Origin of the sequence: Neisseria sp. HMSC074B07 (genome assembly GCF_001810355.1) — a bacterium.
Taxonomy (GTDB): domain Bacteria; phylum Pseudomonadota; class Gammaproteobacteria; order Burkholderiales; family Neisseriaceae; genus Neisseria.
The window spans coordinates 1-20603 of sequence record NZ_KV800908.1; the positions used below are offsets into that span (position 1 = coordinate 1).

Genomic DNA, 20603 nt, shown 5'->3' on the forward strand with positions numbered 1-20603 from the left:
TTTATGAGTGTCCAAGATTTGGGGGCCAGTTCATCTTTCAGACGACCTTTCATCAATCAAAATCGGCTCAACGATTATTCAGGCGCTTTTTCTTCGCGCGCAGGAGCTTCGGTCAATGCTTTGATAGACAGACGCACGCGGCCGCGGTCGTCCACTTCCAATGCTTTCACATTCACAACCTGACCGACTTGCAGATAGTCGCTGACGTTGCGTACGCGCTCGTGGGCGATTTGGCTGATGTGTACCAAACCGTCTTTGCCCGGCATCACGCTGACGATGGCGCCGACGTTGTTGTCGAGGATTTTAACCACAGTACCTTCGTACACTTTGCCCACTTCCACTTCGGCAGTGATTTCTTCGATACGTTTTTTCGCAGCGTCGCCGGCTTCTTGAGTGGTTGCAGCAATAGTGATGGTGCCGTCTTCCGCGATATTGATTTCAGTACCGGTTTCAGCAGTAATCGCACGGATGGTTTCACCGCCTTTGCCAATGACTTCACGGATTTTGTCTTGGTTGATTTTCATGGTGAACAGGCGCGGAGCGTGAGCGGACAACTCTTGCGGACCTGCCACGGCGGCTTTCATCTGTTCCAAGATGTGCAGACGCGCGTCTTTGGCTTGCGCCAAAGCAATCTGCATGATTTCTTTGGTAATACCTTGGATTTTGATGTCCATTTGCAGCGCGGTTACGCCTTCGGTCGTACCGGCAACTTTAAAGTCCATGTCGCCCAAGTGGTCTTCATCACCCAAGATGTCGGTCAATACGGCGAATTTGTTGTTGTCCAAAATCAGACCCATCGCGATACCGGCAACGTGTGCTTTCAAAGGCACACCGGCAGACAGCAGGCTCAAGCAGCCGCCGCAGACAGAAGCCATAGAAGACGAACCGTTGGACTCGGTAATTTCGGAAACAACGCGCATGGTGTAGCTGAATTCTTCAGGAGACGGCAATACGGCAACCAGTGCGCGTTTTGCCAAACGGCCATGTCCGATTTCGCGGCGTTTCGGCGCGCCGACGCGACCCACTTCACCGGTAGAATACGGTGGGAAGTTGTAATGCAGCATGAAGCGGTCAGTGTATTCACCGGAAAGCGCGTCAATAATTTGCTCGTCGCGCGAAGTACCCAAAGTCGCTACGGCAAGGGCTTGGGTTTCGCCACGGGTAAACAGGGCAGAACCGTGTGTACGCGGCAATACGCCGGTTTGGATGTTCAAAGGACGGACGGTTCGGGTATCGCGACCGTCGATACGCGGCTGACCTTCCAAAATTTGGGTGCGGACAACGTCAGCTTCCAAATGTTTGAAAATGCCCTTGATTTCGTTGGCAGCCAGAGTATCGGTTTCTTCGGTAATCAGCGCGTCTTTTACTGCGTTCCAAGCCTCGTCCAATTTAGCGGAACGCGCTTGTTTTTGACGGATTTTGAACGCTTCTTTAATTGCTTCGCCTGCGATTTCGCGCACTTTGGCAACCAATTCTTCATTGGTTTCAGGCGCTTTCCAATCCCATACTTCAGGGTTTACTTCGTCTGCAAACTCGTTGATGGCGTTAATCGCCACCTGCATTTGGTCGTGACCGTAAACGACGGCACCCAACATCACGTCTTCCGGCAGGATTTTGGCTTCAGATTCCACCATCAAAACGGCTTTGGATGTACCCGCAACCACCAAGTCCAGCTTGGATTTTGCCAATTCAGCTTTGGTCGGGTTCAATACGTACACGCCGTTTACATAACCTACGCGCGCGGCACCAATCGGACCGGCAAACGGTACGCCGCTCAACACCAGCGCAGCGGATGCGCCGAGCATGGCAGGAATATCGGAATCGATTTCAGGGTCAACGGAAACCACCATCGCAACGATTTGGATGTCGTGGTAGAAACCTTCAGGGAACAGCGGGCGGATAGGACGGTCAATCAGACGGCTGGTCAGGATTTCCTTTTCACTTTGTTTGCCTTCGCGCTTAAAGAAACCGCCGGGGATTTTACCTGCGGCGTAAGTACGTTCAAGGTAATCAACAGTCAGAGGGAAGAAGTCTTGACCTTCTTTGACTTCTTTGTTAGTGGTCACGGCAACCAAAACAACGGTATCGCCCATCGATACTTTAACAGCCGCTGCGGCTTGGCGCGCGATTTCGCCGGTTTCCAAGGTAACGGTGTGATTGCCGTATTGGAAGGTTTTAACGTGTTTATCGAACATTTCGTTCCTTTCAGAATGCCGCACGCTAAAACACTAATAATGCACACTAAAAGTGAGAATGTGCATAGTTAGGGTTTCAGGTGTGCGGCGGTTGGTAAAAACTATAGTGAATTAAATTTAAATGAGGACAAGGCAACGAAGCCGCAGACAGTACAGATAGTACAGCAAGGCAAGGCAACGCCGTACTGGTTTAAAGTTAAGCCACTATATATTTTCAGACGACCTCAAACGGTCAATCCAAACGCGCATTATAATAGCAAATGTAAGTAAATCCAAGCATTCATGACAGCAAAAGGTCGTCTGAAACGCGCTTCCGTGTTTCAGACGACCTTTTATTAATAGTCAATGCGTTATACCTCAAAAACGCCGCTTCAATTTGCAGGCTTGAAGGATATGGACGGCAAGTTCTTCTACCGATTTATCCGTCGTATTGGTGAACGGGATGCCGTGGCGTTTGAACATATTTTGCGCATCAGCAATCTCACTGCGGCAGGTATCGATTTTGGCATAAGTCGAATTCGGACGGCGCTCTTGACGGATGGCCTGCAGGCGTTCAGGTTGAATGGTCAGGCCGAACAGCTTGTCTTTGTAAGGTTTGACCATGCGCGGCAGGTCGGTGGATTCCAAATCGTCGGGAATCAGCGGGTAATTGGCGGCGCGGATACCGTATTGCAAGGCGAGGTAAAGACAGGTCGGCGTTTTGCCCGAACGCGATACGCCCATCAGGATCACATCGGCTTCTTTCAGGTTTTTATCGCTGACGCCGTCGTCGTGGTTGAGCGAGAAATTGACCGCCTCCATGCGCGCATCGTAGCGTTGCGTATTGCCGATACTGTGGTGCCCCTGTTCGGCGGCAACCGCCTCGGTGTTGAGTTCTTTTTCCAAAAGCCCGAGGAAGGTTTCGAAAAAATTGATATGGAAAGCGCCCGCTTTTTTGATGATTTCACGGATTTCGTCATTAACGACGCTGACGAAGGCAATCGGGCGCAAACCGTTTTCCTGAGCGTTGCGGTTGACTATTTCGACGACGGTACGCGCTTTTTCAGGCGTATCAATGAAAGGATAGGTGTGGCGTTTGAATTCGATTCTGCCAAACTGATTCAGCAGTGCCTCACCGATATTTTCAGCAGTCAGGCCGGTACGGTCGGAAATATAAAACACATGGCGCGGGGCGGTCATTCGGTTATCCTTTGAAATTTAAGACAGTTGCAGACGGTTATCATAGCAGCTGAAACCTTATAAATAAAGGGAATACGCTTAAATTACACCCAACTACAACGCAATTAAACCCACCTTTAAACGCATTTTTATTTTAATAATCGAATTATCTTAAAATTTTATACCCATCCAAAACCTTTCCAAACTCTACCAATCAGTCATTAATCTATTTCAAACCTTATGTTTTACAAAGAAATAGACAACAAGAATACTGGTTTTCCCATCAGATTTCATTTGACTACACGCCTGAAGCCCGCAATTTTTCAGACGACCCGCAAATAAATCGAGACAGAAAAAGCATGACAGCGGTCGTTTGAATCGCTTAAAATAACAAAGCGTATTCGTTTCTTTTTTAACATATCTTGGATTGGACACACAAATGGCTGACAACTACGTAATTTGGTTTGAAAACCTGCGTATGACTGATGTTGAAAGCGTGGGCGGCAAAAACGCCTCCCTAGGTGAAATGATCAGTCAGCTGACTGAAAAAGGCGTCCGCGTCCCCGGCGGCTTTGCCACTACTGCCGAAGCCTACCGCGCATTTTTGGCGCACAACGGACTGAGCGAGCGTATTTCCGCCGCACTGGCACAACTGGATGTGGAAGATGTCGCCGAACTGGCGCGCGTCGGTAAAGAAATCCGCCAATGGATTTTGGATACGCCCTTCCCCGAACAACTGGATGCCGAAATCGAAACGGCATGGAACAAAATGGTTGCAGACGCAGGCGGCGCGGACATTTCCGTTGCCGTCCGTTCTTCTGCGACCGCCGAAGACCTGCCCGACGCATCGTTTGCAGGTCAACAGGAAACCTTCCTGAATATCAACGGCTTGGAAAACGTCAAAGAAGCCATGCGCCATGTATTCGCCTCTTTGTACAACGACCGTGCCATCTCCTACCGCGTACATAAAGGCTTCGAACACGACATCGTCGCCCTCTCCGCAGGCGTGCAACGCATGGTGCGTTCCGACAGCGGCGCGTCCGGCGTCATGTTCACCCTCGACACCGAATCCGGCTTCGACCAAGTCGTTTTCGTGACTTCATCTTACGGTCTGGGCGAAAACGTTGTACAAGGTGCGGTCAACCCTGACGAATTCTATGTATTCAAACCCACGCTGAAAGCGGGCAAACCTGCCATCCTGCGCAAAACCATGGGTTCGAAACAAATCAAAATGATCTTTACCGACAAAGCAGAAGCCGGTAAATCCGTGATGAACGTCGATGTTCCCGAAGAAGACCGCAACCGCTTCTCCATTACCGACGAAGAAATCACCGAGTTGGCACACTACGCGCTGACGATTGAAAAACACTACGGCCGCCCGATGGATATCGAGTGGGGCCGTGACGGCTTGGACGGCAAACTCTACATCCTGCAAGCCCGCCCCGAGACCGTGAAATCCCAAGAAGAAAGCAGCCGCAACCTGCGCCGCTTCGACATCAACGGCGACAAAAACGTCTTGTGCGAAGGCCGCGCCATCGGTCAAAAAGTCGGTCAAGGCAAAGTCCGCTTGGTGAAAGACGCCTCCGAAATGGATTCCGTTGAAGCAGGCGACGTACTCGTTACCGACATGACCGACCCGGATTGGGAGCCGGTAATGAAACGCGCTTCCGCCATCGTCACCAACCGCGGCGGCCGTACCTGTCACGCCGCCATCATCGCGCGCGAACTGGGTATTCCTGCCGTAGTCGGCTGCGGCAATGCGACCGAATTGCTGAGCAACGGTCAAGAAGTCACCGTATCCTGTGCCGAAGGCGATACAGGCTTCATCTATTCCGGCCTGCTGGACGTACAAATCACCGACGTTGCCTTGGACAATATGCCCAAAGCACCGGTTAAAGTCATGATGAACGTCGGCAACCCCGAACTCGCATTCAGCTTCGCCAACCTGCCGAGCGAAGGCATCGGCTTGGCGCGGATGGAATTCATCATCAACCGCCAAATCGGCATCCACCCGAAAGCCTTGTTGGAATTTGACAAACAAGACGATGAATTGAAAGCGGAAATTACCCGCCGCATCGCCGGCTACGCCTCCCCTGTCGACTTCTACGTCGATAAAATCGCCGAAGGCGTGGCGACATTGGCCGCATCGGTTTATCCGCGTAAAACCATCGTCCGTATGTCCGACTTCAAATCCAACGAATACGCCAACTTGGTCGGCGGCAGCATTTACGAACCGCACGAAGAAAATCCGATGCTGGGCTTCCGCGGCGCAGCGCGTTATGTCGCCGAAAGCTTCAAAGACTGCTTCGCCCTCGAATGCAAAGCCCTCAAACGCGTCCGTGACGAAATGGGGCTGACCAACGTCGAAATCATGATTCCGTTCGTCCGCACTTTGGGCGAAGCCGAAGCCGTCGTCAAAGCCTTGAAAGAAAACGGTTTGGAACGCGGCAAAAACGGCCTGCGCCTGATCATGATGTGCGAACTGCCGAGCAATGCGGTATTGGCGGAACAATTCCTGCAATACTTCGACGGCTTCTCTATCGGCTCCAACGACATGACCCAACTGACCCTCGGCCTCGACCGCGACAGCGGCTTGGTGTCCGAATCGTTTGACGAACGCAACCCTGCCGTCAAAGTGATGCTGCATTTGGCAATCTCTGCCTGCCGCAAGCAAAACAAATACGTCGGTATCTGCGGTCAAGGTCCGTCAGACCATCCGGACTTCGCCAAATGGCTGGTTCAAGAAGGCATCGAAAGCGTTTCACTGAATCCGGATACCGTCATCGAAACTTGGCTGTATTTGGCTAATGAGTTGAATAAATAAACTTTTTATCAACATTGAACAATCCCCCGATTGGAAACATTCGGGGGATTTTATGTAATAGGTGTTACATCAAACATACCTTACCGCATCGATCATCAAACCATACGGGGTCGTCTGAAAAATGGTTTTCAGACGACCCTTTTAAAAGTTGTCTTTCTAAACCAATCTACCTTACTGTTTTTAGAGTATTATACTTTCGAGAACTCACTAAAAATTATTAGGTCGATGCAAAAGTTTACAGGATAAATTCATATGATTATTAACGAGATTGATTTAAAAGGAACAGAATATAGAATCTCGAAAAAGTTTAATAGAAAAATTTTTTCATTTTCTGAATTATTAAATGACATGGCAAATAATGAATATTCAAAATTGGAAAATTATTACAAAGACAAATTTGAATTCATAAAATTTAAAGATGAGGAAGTTCTCGTTGAGAACGATAAAAAAGATGAATTTATTGTTTTCGGAAGAAATAATAATGGTTTCTTTGCGATAAATAAAAACAAAGAAATATGGCTGATTCCATTTTATATTTCAGATATTAAAGAACCAATTTTTATTAATTCCTCCTTGCATCAATTTAGATGTTGCTATTGTTTGTTATTGTCAATTTTATTTTTCTTCCTTGGGAAAAATGTTGATGAGAAAGAATGCACAAAAATTGCTCAAAAATTTAAAAGAGATATTTTAGAAATAGACATTCATTCCATAAATAGTTTATTTTATAAGAATTACATTTTTTCTATTAGGAATGCAGAGTTACCCATACATTTCACACCTATAGACTACGTGAATAATGGTAGACATGTAATTTCTGAATAGAAATAGCAAGCCAATTGAGGGAAAATCAAATCACACTAGGATTTCCTTCCACCATGATCTAACCTTATCCGCCATAACCAAAAGGTCGTCTGAAAATTTTTCAGACGACCTTTTCTCAAACTAACGCTTCAAAATTTGATCAGTACCAACCGCGCAGCTTCATCGCTTTTTCAACACGGCGGATACTCATCATGTAAGAAGCGGTACGCAGGTCCACATCATACTCTTGCGCCAGATTCCAAATATCGCGGAACGCGCGGCGCAGGACAACGGTTTCTTTTTCCTGAACTTCGTCAAATTCCCAGTAATAGCCTTGCAGGTTTTGCACCCATTCGAAATAGGAAACGACCACGCCGCCGCAGTTCGCCAGAATATCGGGCACGACCAGCACGCCGTTTTGACGCAGGATGGCATCGGCTTCGGGCGTAGTCGGGCCGTTTGCGCCTTCGACCACGATTTTAGCGCGAACTTTGCCTGCGTTTTCGGAAGTCAATTGGTTTTCCAGCGCGCAAGGGGCGAGTACGTCCACATCCAATGCCAAGAGTTCGGCGTTGCTGATTTCTTTGCCGTAACCCGCTTCGTTGGTAATGAAGCCTTTTTCTTGGAACTCTTTGAAGAGGGCTTCCATATCCAAGCCGTTTTCGTTGTAGATGGCGACATCGACGGTGGAAACGGCGACGACTTTCGCGCCGGATTGATGCGCGTAATAGCCTGTGTGATAGCCCACATTGCCGAAGCCCTGAATGGCGTAGGTCGCGCCTTTCACGTCTTTGCCGAGTTTTTCCAAAGCTTGAACGGCAGCGAAGTTCACGCCGTAACCTGTCGCTTCGGTACGCGCCAAAGAGCCGCCGAATTCGACCGGTTTACCGGTGAACACGCCCGGCGCGGATTTTTTAACGACATTTTCGTAGGCATCAACCATCCACGACATGATTTTGCCGTTGGTGTTCACGTCAGGTGCAGGAATATCGATTTTCTCGCCGATGAGCGGGGAAATGGCTTCGGAATAAGCGCGTGCAATGCGTTCCAACTCTGCTTCGGAATAATCGCGCGGATCCAAAGTAATGCCGCCTTTGCCGCCGCCGTAAGGAATGCCCGAAACGCAGCATTTGATGGTCATCCAAATCGACAGGGCTTTGACTTCGTCCAAATTCACATTGGGATGGAAGCGCACGCCGCCTTTGTACGGGCCGACGGCGTTGTTGTGTTGCGAACGGTAGCCGGTGAAGGTTTTGACCGTGCCGTTGTCGAGTTTGACGGGGAAGGTAACTTCCAAAACGCGTTGCGGACTTTTCAGGATTTCATACACCGCAGGGTCGGCATTGAGTCGGTCGCAGGCGGTTTTGACCTGTTTGCGGGCGATTTCGAAAGGATTAAGGGTTTCTTTTGCGGCGGATTGGGACATTTCTCTTCCTTCTTATGTCTGGTTGAAATTTAAGGGCTTCACAGTTGTAACTATAACCAATTTCCAAATGAAATGTAATAGCATGTAGTCAGTATTTTCAAAATTGATTAATTTATATATGAATTTATTTTCAGACGACCTCTAAAACCTGATACCCCGTAGCCCGATATCGCCTCCAAAATCGACTACTAAAACTAAAGCCTTTGTTTTTAAAAAAATCGTCTGAAATTTTATATCATCAGGCTGATGCTTTAAAAACAGCAACGACCGCATATCAGACTCGATAATATTGTTAACAATATCCAATTTTCGGCAGCACAAAATAAGGCATAACAAGATGGGCTGCTTCATCCATTTTGACTTTAATATAGTGGATTAACTTTAAACCAGGACGGCGTTGCCTCGCCTTGTCCTGATTTAAAGTTAATCCACTATAGTAATATGAAAAAGGTCGTCTGAAAACCCGTATTTCAGGTTTTCAGACGACCTTTTTGAACCTCATCGTTTACCGTTCGGCGGTGCTGCTTCTTTCGGCTTGCTCTTCTGCCGCTTCATACGCTTCCACAATTTTCTGAACCAGCGGATGACGGACAACGTCTTCGCTGGTGAAGGTGTGGAAATACAGCCCGTCCACGTCGCGCAGTTTTTCACGGGCGTCTTTCAAGCCGGATTTGATGTTGCGCGGAAGGTCGATTTGGCTGATGTCGCCGGTGATGACGGCTTTCGCGCCGAAGCCGATGCGGGTCAGGAACATTTTCATTTGTTCGGGCGTGGTGTTTTGCGCTTCGTCCAAAATCACATACGCGCCATTGAGCGTGCGGCCGCGCATGTAGGCGAGCGGGGCGATTTCGATCAAGCCTTTTTCCATCAGTTTGGTCACGCGGTCGAAGCCCATCAGATCGTAGAGCGCGTCGTAGAGCGGACGCAGGTAGGGGTCGACTTTTTGCGCCAAATCGCCGGGCAGGAAGCCGAGTTTTTCGCCTGCTTCGACGGCGGGGCGGACGAGGACGATGCGCTCGATTTGGTGTTTTTCCATGGCATCGACGGCGGCAGCAACGGCGAGATAGGTTTTACCCGTACCGGCAGGCCCCAGCCCGAAGACGACGTCGTGGTTTAACAGCGCGCGGATGTAGCCGTTTTGACGCGGGGTGCGTCCGCCTATGCTGCCGCGTTTGGTGCGGAAATAATATTGTTGGTCGTGATGCTTTTCTTCGTGTTTGTTGTCAGCGGTTTTGGCTTCGACGGCGGCGAGGCGGATGGCGTTGTCGTCCAGATCACCTTGTTCGGCGGCTTCGGCGAGCGCGAGCAATGCGCGGCGGCCGGCGTGGGCGAGTTCGCCCATGAAGGTGAAGTGTTCGAAGCGGCGGCTGATTTGGATATCGAGGGCTTTGCCCAAGGCTTCGAGGTTGCCGTCGAGCGCGCCGCAGAGGCGTTGGAGGACGGTGTTGTCGATGTCTTCAAATTGAAGATGGACGGTATGGGTCATATCTTGTTTCCATGATGATTAAAGGTCGTCTGAAAGGTGCGGGATGCTTTTCAGACGACCTTTCGGTGTTATTTGTTTTGCGCTTGTTCGCGAAGCTCGCGGCGCAGGATTTTGCCGACGTTGGACTTGGGCAGTTCGTCGCGGAACTCGATGTCTTTCGGCACTTTATAAGCGGTCAGCTCGGTACGGCAGAATTCGATGAGTTCTTCTTTGGTCAGGCTCGGGTCTTTTTTGACGACGAAGACTTTGAGTGCTTCGCCTGTTTTTTCGTTGGGCACGCCGATACAGGCGACTTCCATGACTTTATCGTTGTGTGAAACGACTTCTTCGATTTCGTTCGGATAAACGTTGAAACCGGAAACGACGATGAGGTCTTTTTTGCGGTCAACCAGTTTCAGCCAGCCTTTTTCGTCCATCACGGCGATGTCGCCGGTTTCCAAAAAGCCGAGCGCATCTATGGTTTTGGCGGTTTCTTCGGGACGGTTCCAGTAGCCTTTCATCACTTGCGGGCCGCGTACCCAAAGTTCGCCCGGATGTCCGATGCCGACTTCTTTACCGTCTGCATCGCGCAGTTCGACTTCGGTGGAGGGAACGGGCAATCCGATGCCGCCGCTGTATGCTTCGATATTGAGCGGGTTGCAGCACACGCCCGGGCTGGCTTCGGTCAGGCCGTAGGCTTCAACGATAGGCGTGCCGGTGATTTTTTTCCATTTTTCGGCGACGGCTTTTTGAGTCGCCATGCCGCCGCCCAAAGTCAGGCGCAGGTTGGAGAAATCGACGGTGGAGAAATCGGGTTGGTTGACCATGCCGTTAAACAAAGTGTTCACGCCGATGAAGACGCTGATACGCTCTTTTTTGAGTTCGCCGATAAAGCCTTTCATGTCGCGCGGGTTGGTAATCAGGATGATTTTGGAACCGGCGTTGGTGAAAATCATCAGGTTCACCGTCAGGGCGAAGATGTGGTAAAGCGGCAGCGCGGCGATGACGGTTTCTTTGCCTTCGCGCAGTTGGTTCTTAATCCATTCTTTCGCCTGCAGCATATTGGCGCAGATGTTGCCGTGGCTGAGGACGGCACCTTTTGCCACACCGGTCGTGCCGCCCGTGTATTGCAACAGCGCGGTATCTTCGCGGGTCAGGGTAACGGGGCTGAAGGTATGTGCCGCACCTTCTTTCAGGGTCGTCTGAAAAGGGATAGCGCCGGAAATGCGGTATTCGGGCACCATTTTTTTGATTTTGCGCAGCACGAAATTCATCAGCGTGCCTTTGAAGAAACCGAACATTTCTCCGACAGAGGCGACGATGACGTGTTTGATTTGCGTGCGCGGCAGCACCAGCTCCAGCGTGTTGGCAAAATTTTCCAGAACGATGATTGTGGTCGCGCCGCTGTCTTTCAACTGATGCTCCAGCTCGCGCGGGGTGTAGAGCGGATTGGTGTTCACCGCTACCAGACCCGCCTGAAGGATGCCGAAAAGCGCAATCGGGTATTGCAACAGGTTGGGCAGCATAATCGCCACGCGCTCGCCGCGCGGCAGCTTCAGGACGTTTTGCAGATAGGAAGCGAAATTTTCCGCCAGCTTGCCGACTTCGGCGTAAGTGAGCGTTTTGCCCATGTTTTGAAACGCGGGTTGGTGCGCGAATTTTTCAACGCTTTGACGGAATACGTCGCTGATGGAGCTGTATTGCGTGATGTCGATTTCGGCATTGACACCTTGTTCGTAGCTGTTGAGCCAGAGTTTTTCCATATGAATAATCTTATTTCGTTGGTTTTATGGTTGTCTTGAGGTCGTCTGAAAAGGAGGAACAAACCCGTCGCAATGGTTTTCAGACGACCTTTTGTCTTTTTTATTCAAGCGGTAATAATGACGGGCTTGTCGGTGGACATGATAATACCGCCGCCCAAGCAGACGTCGCCGTCGTACAGCACGGCGGATTGACCGGGCGTTACCGCCCATTGCGGTTCGTCGAACACCAGCTCGACCGTTTCATCATCGAGATAACGCAATTCGCAGGGCGCATCCGCCATGCGGTAGCGGGTTTTGCAGGTGTAGCGCCCTTCTTTCGGACGTTCGGGCAGCGTGAAACTCAAATCGTTCATGACGAGGCTGCGGGTATAGAGCAGCGGATGGTCATGACCTTGTACGACGATGAGTTCGTTTTTTGTCAAATCCTTCGCGGCGACAAACCACGGCTCGCCTGCGCCGCCGATGCCCAATCCTTTGCGCTGTCCGAGCGTGTAGAACATCAGCCCGACGTGTTCGCCGACGGTTTTGCCTTCGGGCGTGACCATTTTGCCGTTGTTGGTCGGCAGGTATTTTTGCAGGAACTCGCGGAACGGACGTTCGCCGATGAAGCAGATGCCGGTACTGTCTTTTTTGGCGGCAGTCGGCAAATTGAATTCGGCGGCAAGGCGGCGGACTTCAGGTTTTTCCAAACCGCCCAACGGGAAAATCGCGCGCTCGAGTTGGAAAGGCTTGAGGCGGTAGAGGAAATAGCTTTGGTCTTTGTTTTGATCCAAACCTTTGAGCAGGTAATGAGTGCCGTTGCGGACTTCTTTGCGCGCATAATGCCCTGTGGCAATGGTATCCGCGCCCTGCTCTATGGCGTAGTCCAAAAAGCATTTGAATTTGATTTCTGCGTTACATAACACATCCGGATTCGGCGTGCGCCCCGCGCTGTATTCTTTGAGGAAATAGGCGAATACGTTGTCTTTGTATTGGGCGGCAAAATTGACGATATCGATGTCGATACCGATGATGTCGGCGACGGCAATGGCATCGAAAGAGTCTTGCTTGATGCTGCAATATTCGTCATTGTCGTCGTCCTCCCAGTTTTGCATAAACACACCGCGCACTTGATAACCCTGCTGCTTGAGCAGGGCGGCGGTTACGGAGGAATCGACACCGCCGGAGAGTCCGACGATGATGTTTGAAGGTTGTTGAGTAATGTCCATAAAGAGGATATGGGTAGGAAACAGCAGTTTTTAAAGGCGGATTTTAGCACATTTTGATGAAGGGATAAGGAAGGCTACCCCATAAGGCTGATGGGGCTTGAATGATGTTTTATTGTATAGTGGATTAAATTTAAACCAGTACGGCGTTGCCTCGCCTTGCCGTACTATTTGTACTGTCTGCGGCTTCGTCGCCTTGTTCTGATTTAAATTTAATCCACTATAAATTCAAGAAATTAAATGATATTTAATAGAAAAAAGCCGTCTGAAATCGCTATTATTGGTTTTCAGACGACCTTTTACTTATTCGGATGCGTCGGCTGCTTTTTCTTTTTGTCGGGTGAACACATCGCCCTTTCTGTAAGCATTGCGCTTTCCGTGCAAACTATAATACTCGACAAGCTGTCCGTTTCTCCGCACGAAATATCCGCGGTCTTTTTCATATTTCGGACAATGCGTGTACCAAGAATCGTCGCCTTCGCTGCAATAGCTCAAATACAGTTTGCCGCGTTTGACATAGCCTTTTACCTTGCCGCTGCCGCCCGGACCATTCGAACGGCCTTCATTCCACTCTCCGGAAATAATGTATTTCGGTGATTGTTTAATATTAAAATATTTACCGTAGATACCATCTTCCAGTTCTTGCTCATACCCCCAATTTCCAGAAAAATCAGCGGCTAATGCTTGACCTGCAAACCATAATGCACACGCTGCAAGAATATATTTCTTCATTTTAGCCTCATCGTTCAATCAATAATAAACAGATGGCATTTTATGACGAAGCAGAATATGTGTCTATCACAAAAGGTCGTCTGAAATGACAGTTTCAGGCGACCTTTTTTATCACATTATAATAACTTCCATCACCATTTCAGACGACCTCAATCCAAAATCTTGCCGACGATTTCGCCCACGTCTTTCGACAAGCCTTCCTGCGCCCGAATGCGCTGCAATTCTTGTTTGACCAAGTTTTTGCGGTGCGGCTCGAGCTTGTTGCAGAGGTTGAACGCCTGTACTAAGCGGGCGGCGACCTGCGGGTTGAAGCGGTCGATTTCGATGACTTTGTCGGCGATGAAGCGGTAGCCGCTGCCGTCTTCTGCGTGAAAATGCGGGACGTTGCGGCTGAAGCTGCCGATGAGCGAACGGGCTTTGTTGGGGTTTTCGAGACTGAATTTCGGATGCTGCAAGGCAGTTTGAACCTGTTGCAGGGTGTCGCTGCGGCGGCTTAAACCGACGAGGGCAAAATATTTGTCCATGACCAGCGCGTCGTCTGAAAACTTGTCGGCAAACTGCGCCAGCAGGCGGTTGCGCGTATCGCTTTCGTTGCCGTTGACGGCGGACAGGATGCCCCATTCGTGGGTCATGTTTTGCGCCATTTCGCCGTATTTTTCGGCAACGGTTTCGATGTGCGCGGGGTCGGCGCGCAGGACGAAGGCGCGGCAGACGTTGCGCAGCGTGCGCCAGCCGGCGGTTTCGGGGCTGTACTCGTAGCTTTGGTTTTCCTGCTTCGCCGCCTGACGGTTCAATTCGTGCCATTTCGGCAGGAAGTGGACGGCAAGCGTATCCAACAAGGCTTCGCGCGCCTGATGGTAGCGCAGCGGGTCGATGTTTTCTGTGCCGTCCCACAGCTCGGCTTCAGACGGCACGCCCAAAAGCAGGGCTTTGAAGGCGTTGTCCAAGAGGTCGTCTGAAATGACTTTTTCGACGGCGGCAAGCAGTTTTCCATGTTTCGGCAACTCGACGCTGCCTGAAAGCGCGGCAAGGTTGGCGGCGACGGCGCGGCGGTAGAGCGTTTGGGCGGCTTCCCAGCGCGTGAAGGCGTCGCTGTCGTGGGCAAGCAGGAGCAGCAGGTCGTCGTCGCTGTACGGATAGTTCAGATGCACCGGCGCGCTGAACCCGCGCAGCAGCGAGGGAACGACGGCTTCGGTTACGCCTTCGAGCGGGAAGGTCTGTTCGGCTTCGGTCAGCAGCAACACGGCTTCGGTTGCGCGTTTGCCCTGATAGTCGAATGCCACCGCTTCGCCGTTGCGGTTCAACAGCCCGATTTTGACCGGAATCATCATCGGCTGTTTGTCCGCCATATCGGGCGTGGGCGGCACGGTTTGTTTAATGGTCAACTCGAAAACATTGTTTTTCAGACGACCTTCCGCTTCCAAAACGGGCGTGCCCGCCTGGCTGTACCACAAGGCGAACTGGTCGAGATTGATGCCGTTCGCGTCCGCCATCGCCGCGCGGAAATCGTCGCAGGTAACGGCCTGCCCGTCGTGTCGTTGGAAATAGAGCTTCATGCCTTTTTGGAAGCCCTCTTCACCGAGCAGGGTGTGATACATCCGCACCACTTCCGCGCCTTTTTCATAAACGGTCATGGTGTAGAAATTGTTCATCTCCTCGTAGCTGGCGGGACGCACAGGATGCGCGGTCGGGCCTGCGTCTTCGGGGAACTGGTGCTGGCGCAGCAGGCGGATGTTTTCGATGCGGCGCACGGCGCGGCTGGCGCGGTCGCCGGAAAATTCTTGGTCGCGGAACACGGTCAGCCCTTCTTTCAGCGAAAGCTGGAACCAGTCGCGGCAGGTCACGCGGTTGCCCGTCCAGTTGTGGAAATATTCGTGTCCGACCACGGATTCGATGCCTTCGAAATCGGTATCGGTGGCGGTGCGGCTGTCGGCAAGGACGAACTTGGTGTTAAAGATGTTCAAACCCTTGTTTTCCATCGCGCCCATATTGAAATCGCCCACGGCGACGACCATGAAAATATCCAAGTCGTATTCCAAACCGAAGCGCGTTTCGTCCCACTTCATCGCGTTTTTCAAGGACTCCACGGCAAAGCCGACCTTGGGCTTGTCCGCTTCGGTGGTGTAAAACTCGATTTTGACGTTCCTGCCGCTCATGGTGGTGAAACGGTCTTCCGTGACCGCCAAATCGCCCGCAACCAAAGCAAACAGATAGCTCGGTTTGGCAAACGGGTCTTCCCATTTCACCCAATGGCGGCCGTCTGAAAACTCGCCGCCGTCGATTTTGTTGCCGTTGGAAAGCAAAACGGGATAGCGTTTTTTGTCCGCGACAATGGTGGTCGTGAACTTGGACATTACATCCGGACGGTCGATGTAGAACGTGATTTTGCGAAAGCCCTCCGGCTCGCACTGGGTAAACAGATTGTCGCCGGAAGCATACAGTCCCATCAGCGATTTGTTTTCCGCCGGCAGGATTTCGGTTTCCACTTCGACGGTGAAGCGTTCGGACGGTACGTCTGCAATCGTCAGCGTCTCGCCTTTCAACACATAATCTGCCGCCGTCCCGTTGATTTTGACGGACAAGAGTTTCGCCGAACCGTCCAACACCAGCGGTTCCCCCACCCTCTGCGGCTCGACCGTCAAACGCGACTTCACAATGGTTTGCGGTTCGGCAATGTCAAAATGCAGGTCGGTTTCGAGAATGCGGTAGGCAGGCGTTTGGTAATCTTTCAGATAACGGACGGTTTTGCTCATAGTTTTGCTTTCGGGTTAGGAATCAATTAAAGAAATGAAAAGAGATAGAGTGGACAACTTTCATCGGACGGCTTCGCTGCGCCTTGTCCTGACGGCTGTCATCCCCTATTGGGTCGTCTGAAAATGCAATCTTAACAAAATAACAAACTTCGCACCCATCATCCCACAAAAATACCTTTTATCCAATATTTCATGCCACAAAGTCAGGTGCGACCCCGTCTTTCGTTTACGCTGTTAGAATGCCCCCTTCGCCCCCGCACGGGTATAATCCGTTGCCATATCGGCAATAGCGGAATGACCGAAATTGCTTTAGGATTTCGGGCAGCCAACCGCCCGATCCGACAAGGAGCGGATGAACCTTTACCGGCATTCCCGTTCCAATCCGTCAGGTTTTGATTATCTTTGAGGTGTGATAAATATGTCTTCCAAACCTTTTCTCCTTTTGTGTTCCACATTGACTGCATTGCTATGCGCCTGCAGCGCCGGCAACGAAGCGGCAGAAGCCAGCGCATCCGGAGCTTCAAATGCGTCGGCAGCCGCAGCCTCCCAAGCCCCGGCACAAGCCGCCGCTTCCGAGGCAGCATCAGCCTCCGCGCCTTCCGCCACACAAAATCTGACCGGTTTGGATCAGGCAAAATGGCAAACCTACCGCTGCAAAGACAACGGCAGCGTATCAGTCCGCTATTTCAAAACAGAGGACGGCGCCGCGGCGCAAGTACGCTTTAAAGGTGCCGAATTTGTCGCACCTTTCAGCCCCGAAATGAGCAACGAAGATTTGAACGCCTTTAGCGACGGTCAATACACTTGGACAATCGGCAACTTTACGGAAACCGATTTCTACAAGGAAGACGGCGGTTTTCTGGTTCATCATGAAGCCTCGGAAGAAACACCTGACAACATGACGGACAACCTGCTGCTGCAAGAATGCGCCCCGTCCCAATAGCATTGCCGTTTTAGAGAAAATCATCTACCCGCTTCCTCCCCGATACACGCCATACAAACCAAAAGGTCGTCTAAAAACCTCAAATCGAGATTTTCAGACGACCTTTTCTTCTGCCTGCTTTAGAACGTGTGTTTCAACGTAGCGGTCAGGCTGCGCGGCGTGCCGTAAACGTGGATGTCGGGCATGGGGCGGTAGCGTTTGTTGAACACGTTTTCAAAATCCAAACCGATGCGGGTGGATTTGCCGATTTTGTAATGCGCGGTCAAGTCTAGCGTGGCGTATGGGCGTTGGGTCAAGGCTTCTTTACCGGCAGCGGTGAGGGGCTGGTATTCATCAGATACTGCGTTTGTACCGCTTTGCCAGTTGACGTTTGCACCCAAGTTTAGGCGGTCGGTAACGTCATACGCAGTAAAGAGTTTGAAAAGGTGGATAGGATAAGAAGGGTTGACCAAATTGCCCGCATCGTTTTTGAGTTTGGAGTACGCATAAGAAGCATTGATCAGCCATTTGTCGCTCAAGCGTCCGCCGACGGACAATTCCACACCTTTGGTCGTTGTGTTGTTAACAGATTCATAGTAAATACGTTGATGTTCATCATCGCGAATTTCTTTCCCCAAATGGTCGCGTTTATTGATAAATGCAGCCGCAGAAGCGTTCAAACGGTCTTCAAACCACGAGGCTTTTAAGCCGAGTTCATATGTTTTGCCGCGTTGCGGTTCGAGCGGTTTGCCGTTTCGATCCAAATAGCGCGGTTGCGGGCGGAATATGGTGGTATAGGAGGTGTAGGCTGTCAGATTGTCGTTTAAATCATAACTTGCGCCCAAATAGGGGATAAATACCTTGTTTTTATGCCTGCTGTCGGCAAAATGGTTGCGATCGGAACTGTAGCGGTATTGCCAATCGACAAACCGTCCGCCGCCTATCAATGCCAGCCTGTCGGTCAGTTTGAAACGGGTCGAACCGTAAACAGAGAGGTTTTTCATATGGGCAAAGCCGTCGCGAATGTAGGGTATGGCCGGTTTTGTGAAATTTCCGTCAAAACGGCGCAAATCAGGGACAATCCCATCTTCATTTTCTTCGTAATATGAAGGAGTTTCCTTATTGTACTGATAGCTGATGCCGGCATTGAATTCATGTTTGCGTCCCCAAAGCGGGTAATCGCCGTCCAAATTCAGAGAAAAATCTTGGTCGGTGTACTTGGCTTGGTCGCGCTCGGCAACAAATACAGCGGAATAGTCCGGATAAATGGTAAAAGGACCAGCCATGCCGGAAACTGCATCACTTTTCCCATAAGTATGGCTGTAGTTGCCGTTCAGAGCCCAACCGTTTTCAAACTCATGATTGATAGAGGTGAAGATTTCCGCACTGTTTTCTTTACCGTAAGCCCATTTTGCCGAGGAATTACTGCGCGGTGAGGCTGCAAACGGTTTGAAAGGTTGATTGTTTCTAGGGTTTCCCGCTACGGTCAGATAGCTGAAAGGCGAACTGCCGGTATTGCGGAAACGGTGTATTTCCGTACCGAGGCGCCAGTGGGTTTGCGGCGTGAGGTCGTAGGACAGAATGCCGTAGAAAGTGTGATTGTGGCGCGAAGTGTTCGGCAAGTAATCGCCGCCGTGGTCGCTGACCAAAATGGCGCGGCCGCGCAAGGTATTATCGGCATTCAGAGGATGATTGGCATCAAGGACGAAGCGGTAGTGTTTCCAAGACCCCACACCGGCTTCCACGCTGACGGCAGGTTTGGCAGTCGGTTTTTTGCGTTCCAAAGCAACCGTACCGCCCGGTTCGCCCATACCGCCGTTGGACAAACCGCTTGCGCCGCGCACGACGACGACTTGTTCGTACAATGCGCTGTCCAGATTATTGGTGCCGCGACGTATAGCTTTACCGTCGTAAAGGAATTTGGGCGCGCCGTCTACGGAAATGCTGTCAATCGCCTGACTGCGCGAAATAAACTCGCTGTGGCCGGAGACATTGTTGCCCATTTTGCTGTGGAACACGCCCGGTGTTTGTTTCAACACGTCCTGCAAGGTATCCAAACCTTGGTCGTCCATTTGTTTTTCGGTAACGACGGACAAAGACTGCGGCGTTTCGCGCTGGGTCAGGCGGATGCCTGTGGCGGCGGAAGAAGTCGGAATGGTGTAGTTTGAGGTTGTCTGTTTGCCGATGCCCCGTACTTGGACAGTAGGCAAATCAACCTGCTCAACCCCATCCCCTGCACCTAAGGAGTAAGCAGACAAAAGTGCCGCAGCAACAGCAACCGGCAAACGCGCAGGACGAAATTTAGATAATGGCATGGTGTCTCCTAATTATTTAGCCGTCCGAACGGCAGCGGAGTTCCAAACCTCCTTGCACCATTCGGCAGCAAACGGCTTTTTATGCATTAAATAAGAATTTTTATCAAATTTCTGTAATGGGATGAAATAAAACGGTCGGAGTATAGGAAACTGACGGGCATGAATCAAATAATTTACACAGTCCCCGATACATCATTTTCATCTGCATGACCATCTTTCATTCTCAATCAAACAAATCTGACAGCCGCAAAAAAGTCGTCTGAAAAGTTTCAGACGACCTTTGGCTGATTTATGTGAAAGATAAATCTGTTGTATCAATTTTCCAAATTCAACTTAAGTGGCAGCGGTGAGGCATTTTGCTGATAGGTTTCAAAATCGACAGTTTTCTATCATCCAATCCTAACTTTCATCCACATGGAGTCTATACTTGCCACAATGACGACATTGAAAAAGATAACCTGCCATGTCGCCATCTCGACTGAGACATTCCTCCAAAATATCACGGTCAAATCCATCCGAAAGTTCATAATCTGCCAAGATAGCTTCTTTTTCCGGCATCTGGTTCAGTTCATCCATTCCCACATGATCAATGAAATTACAGAAATCATCACAACAAGCTAACCAATATTCCCCCTGCCAGCTGCTATAACCCGGCGTGGTACGGAAAAAGTTTTTAACCCGATCCGGATCGCTGACCATTTCAGATTCTGCATCTTGAATATAATCACCATCAAACTTATCTGCCGCAGCTCCACTGGCTACACACTCCAAACAAAGACAATCAATCTCCTCTGTCGCATACATACTATCCAAATAAAGATCAGGAACACAGCCGCAAACCTGACAAACAAGACCGTCTTGATTGCGCTCAATTGGACCAAATTCCAGTTGATAAATATTCGGATGATAAGGAAATTTAACGTGGCTCATGATTTCAAATCTTTAATTTTAGGTTAAAACAGCCTTACTTGAAGCTTTTGCCCCAAGCTTTATTGGCAAATACGATACTGTAAACAAAATGTGCAACTCTCTGCATAATTT

The 20603-nt window shown here is 50.3% G+C and carries 13 protein-coding genes and 2 pseudogenes; 4 read left to right on the plus strand and 11 right to left on the minus strand.

Annotated elements, in window-relative coordinates:
• Positions 1-74: 74 nt before the first annotated feature.
• On the minus strand, positions 75-2195 hold the full coding sequence (gene pnp / locus HMPREF2726_RS02300; protein WP_003757358.1) for a polyribonucleotide nucleotidyltransferase: 2121 nt from the start codon (positions 2193-2195) through the stop codon (positions 75-77).
• 102 nt (positions 2196-2297) lie between these two features.
• On the opposite strand from pnp, the pseudogene HMPREF2726_RS14285 reads away from it, so the two are divergent.
• Positions 2298-2408 (plus strand): annotated as a pseudogene (locus tag HMPREF2726_RS14285) (IS5/IS1182 family transposase); the annotation flags it as partial.
• A gap of 144 nt (positions 2409-2552) precedes the next feature.
• On the opposite strand, the gene HMPREF2726_RS02305 reads toward HMPREF2726_RS14285, so the two are convergent.
• Positions 2553-3374: a posphoenolpyruvate synthetase regulatory kinase/phosphorylase PpsR gene (locus tag HMPREF2726_RS02305; RefSeq protein ID WP_003757356.1), complete on the minus strand. Its 822-nt coding sequence runs from the start codon at positions 3372-3374 to the stop codon at positions 2553-2555.
• A gap of 418 nt (positions 3375-3792) precedes the next feature.
• Here HMPREF2726_RS02305 and ppsA point away from each other — a divergent pair, with 418 nt between their 5' ends.
• Positions 3793-6177, plus strand: a complete 2385-nt coding sequence (gene ppsA / locus HMPREF2726_RS02310) for a phosphoenolpyruvate synthase (protein WP_003757353.1) — start codon at positions 3793-3795, stop codon at positions 6175-6177.
• Between the two features lie 252 nt (positions 6178-6429).
• Positions 6430-7002, plus strand: coding sequence for a hypothetical protein (locus tag HMPREF2726_RS02315; protein ID WP_009312235.1), 573 nt, complete (start codon positions 6430-6432; stop codon positions 7000-7002).
• Between the two features lie 139 nt (positions 7003-7141).
• Here the strand turns inward: HMPREF2726_RS02315 and HMPREF2726_RS02320 are convergent, their stop codons facing one another.
• The 7 genes and pseudogenes from HMPREF2726_RS02320 to pepN all read right to left on the minus strand — a co-directional run bounded on the left by HMPREF2726_RS02320 (position 7142) and on the right by pepN (position 16325).
• Positions 7142-8407, minus strand: a complete 1266-nt coding sequence (locus HMPREF2726_RS02320) for a Glu/Leu/Phe/Val family dehydrogenase (protein WP_009312236.1) — start codon at positions 8405-8407, stop codon at positions 7142-7144.
• 505 nt (positions 8408-8912) lie between these two features.
• A complete protein-coding gene (locus tag HMPREF2726_RS02330; protein WP_009312237.1) occupies positions 8913-9893 on the minus strand; it encodes a PhoH family protein in 981 nt (326 codons plus the stop codon).
• A 68-nt stretch (positions 9894-9961) separates the two neighbouring features.
• Positions 9962-11635: an AMP-binding protein gene (locus HMPREF2726_RS02335; protein WP_070602059.1), complete on the minus strand. Its 1674-nt coding sequence runs from the start codon at positions 11633-11635 to the stop codon at positions 9962-9964.
• A gap of 104 nt (positions 11636-11739) precedes the next feature.
• A complete protein-coding gene (gene mnmA, locus HMPREF2726_RS02340) occupies positions 11740-12843 on the minus strand; it encodes a tRNA 2-thiouridine(34) synthase MnmA (RefSeq protein ID WP_009312239.1) in 1104 nt (367 codons plus the stop codon).
• Between the two features lie 114 nt (positions 12844-12957).
• Positions 12958-13065: pseudogene (locus HMPREF2726_RS14290) on the minus strand (IS5/IS1182 family transposase); the annotation flags it as partial.
• Between the two features lie 78 nt (positions 13066-13143).
• Entirely contained in the window at positions 13144-13572 is a 429-nt protein-coding gene (locus HMPREF2726_RS02345) for a hypothetical protein (RefSeq protein WP_003764307.1), read from the minus strand.
• A 149-nt stretch (positions 13573-13721) separates the two neighbouring features.
• Complete coding sequence (pepN, locus tag HMPREF2726_RS02350) at positions 13722-16325, minus strand: aminopeptidase N (protein ID WP_070602060.1); 2604 nt, start codon at positions 16323-16325, stop codon at positions 13722-13724.
• A gap of 418 nt (positions 16326-16743) precedes the next feature.
• Between pepN and HMPREF2726_RS02355 the strand changes: the two genes are divergently transcribed.
• Entirely contained in the window at positions 16744-17268 is a 525-nt protein-coding gene (locus HMPREF2726_RS02355) for a hypothetical protein (RefSeq protein WP_070602061.1), read from the plus strand.
• A gap of 119 nt (positions 17269-17387) precedes the next feature.
• Here the strand turns inward: HMPREF2726_RS02355 and HMPREF2726_RS02360 are convergent, their stop codons facing one another.
• Together HMPREF2726_RS02360 and HMPREF2726_RS02365 are read right to left on the minus strand one after the other, a co-directional pair.
• Positions 17388-19562, minus strand: a complete 2175-nt coding sequence (locus HMPREF2726_RS02360) for a TonB-dependent siderophore receptor (RefSeq protein WP_009312242.1) — start codon at positions 19560-19562, stop codon at positions 17388-17390.
• A gap of 399 nt (positions 19563-19961) precedes the next feature.
• The gene (locus HMPREF2726_RS02365; protein ID WP_003757316.1) at positions 19962-20492 is read right to left on the minus strand and encodes a CbrC family protein; all 531 of its coding nucleotides are present in this window, start codon (positions 20490-20492) and stop codon (positions 19962-19964) included.
• Positions 20493-20603: the final 111 nt, after the last annotated feature.

Bases quoted from the DNA above. Each gene is read 5' to 3' on its own strand.
- HMPREF2726_RS02305 (WP_003757356.1), bottom strand. From the start codon at position 3,374: ATGACCGCCCCGCGCCATGTGTTTTATATTTCCGACCGTACCGGCCTG.
- mnmA (WP_009312239.1), bottom strand. From the start codon at position 12,843: ATGGACATTACTCAACAACCTTCAAACATCATCGTCGGACTCTCCGGC.
- HMPREF2726_RS02345 (WP_003764307.1), bottom strand. From the start codon at position 13,572: ATGAAGAAATATATTCTTGCAGCGTGTGCATTATGGTTTGCAGGTCAA.
- HMPREF2726_RS02320 (WP_009312236.1), bottom strand. From the start codon at position 8,407: ATGTCCCAATCCGCCGCAAAAGAAACCCTTAATCCTTTCGAAATCGCC.
- HMPREF2726_RS02335 (WP_070602059.1), bottom strand. From the start codon at position 11,635: ATGGAAAAACTCTGGCTCAACAGCTACGAACAAGGTGTCAATGCCGAA.
- pepN (WP_070602060.1), bottom strand. From the start codon at position 16,325: ATGAGCAAAACCGTCCGTTATCTGAAAGATTACCAAACGCCTGCCTAC.
- HMPREF2726_RS02330 (WP_009312237.1), bottom strand. From the start codon at position 9,893: ATGACCCATACCGTCCATCTTCAATTTGAAGACATCGACAACACCGTC.
- HMPREF2726_RS02355 (WP_070602061.1), top strand. From the start codon at position 16,744: ATGTCTTCCAAACCTTTTCTCCTTTTGTGTTCCACATTGACTGCATTG.
- ppsA (WP_003757353.1), top strand. From the start codon at position 3,793: ATGGCTGACAACTACGTAATTTGGTTTGAAAACCTGCGTATGACTGAT.
- HMPREF2726_RS02360 (WP_009312242.1), bottom strand. From the start codon at position 19,562: ATGCCATTATCTAAATTTCGTCCTGCGCGTTTGCCGGTTGCTGTTGCT.
- HMPREF2726_RS02365 (WP_003757316.1), bottom strand. From the start codon at position 20,492: ATGAGCCACGTTAAATTTCCTTATCATCCGAATATTTATCAACTGGAA.
- pnp (WP_003757358.1), bottom strand. From the start codon at position 2,195: ATGTTCGATAAACACGTTAAAACCTTCCAATACGGCAATCACACCGTT.
- HMPREF2726_RS02315 (WP_009312235.1), top strand. From the start codon at position 6,430: ATGATTATTAACGAGATTGATTTAAAAGGAACAGAATATAGAATCTCG.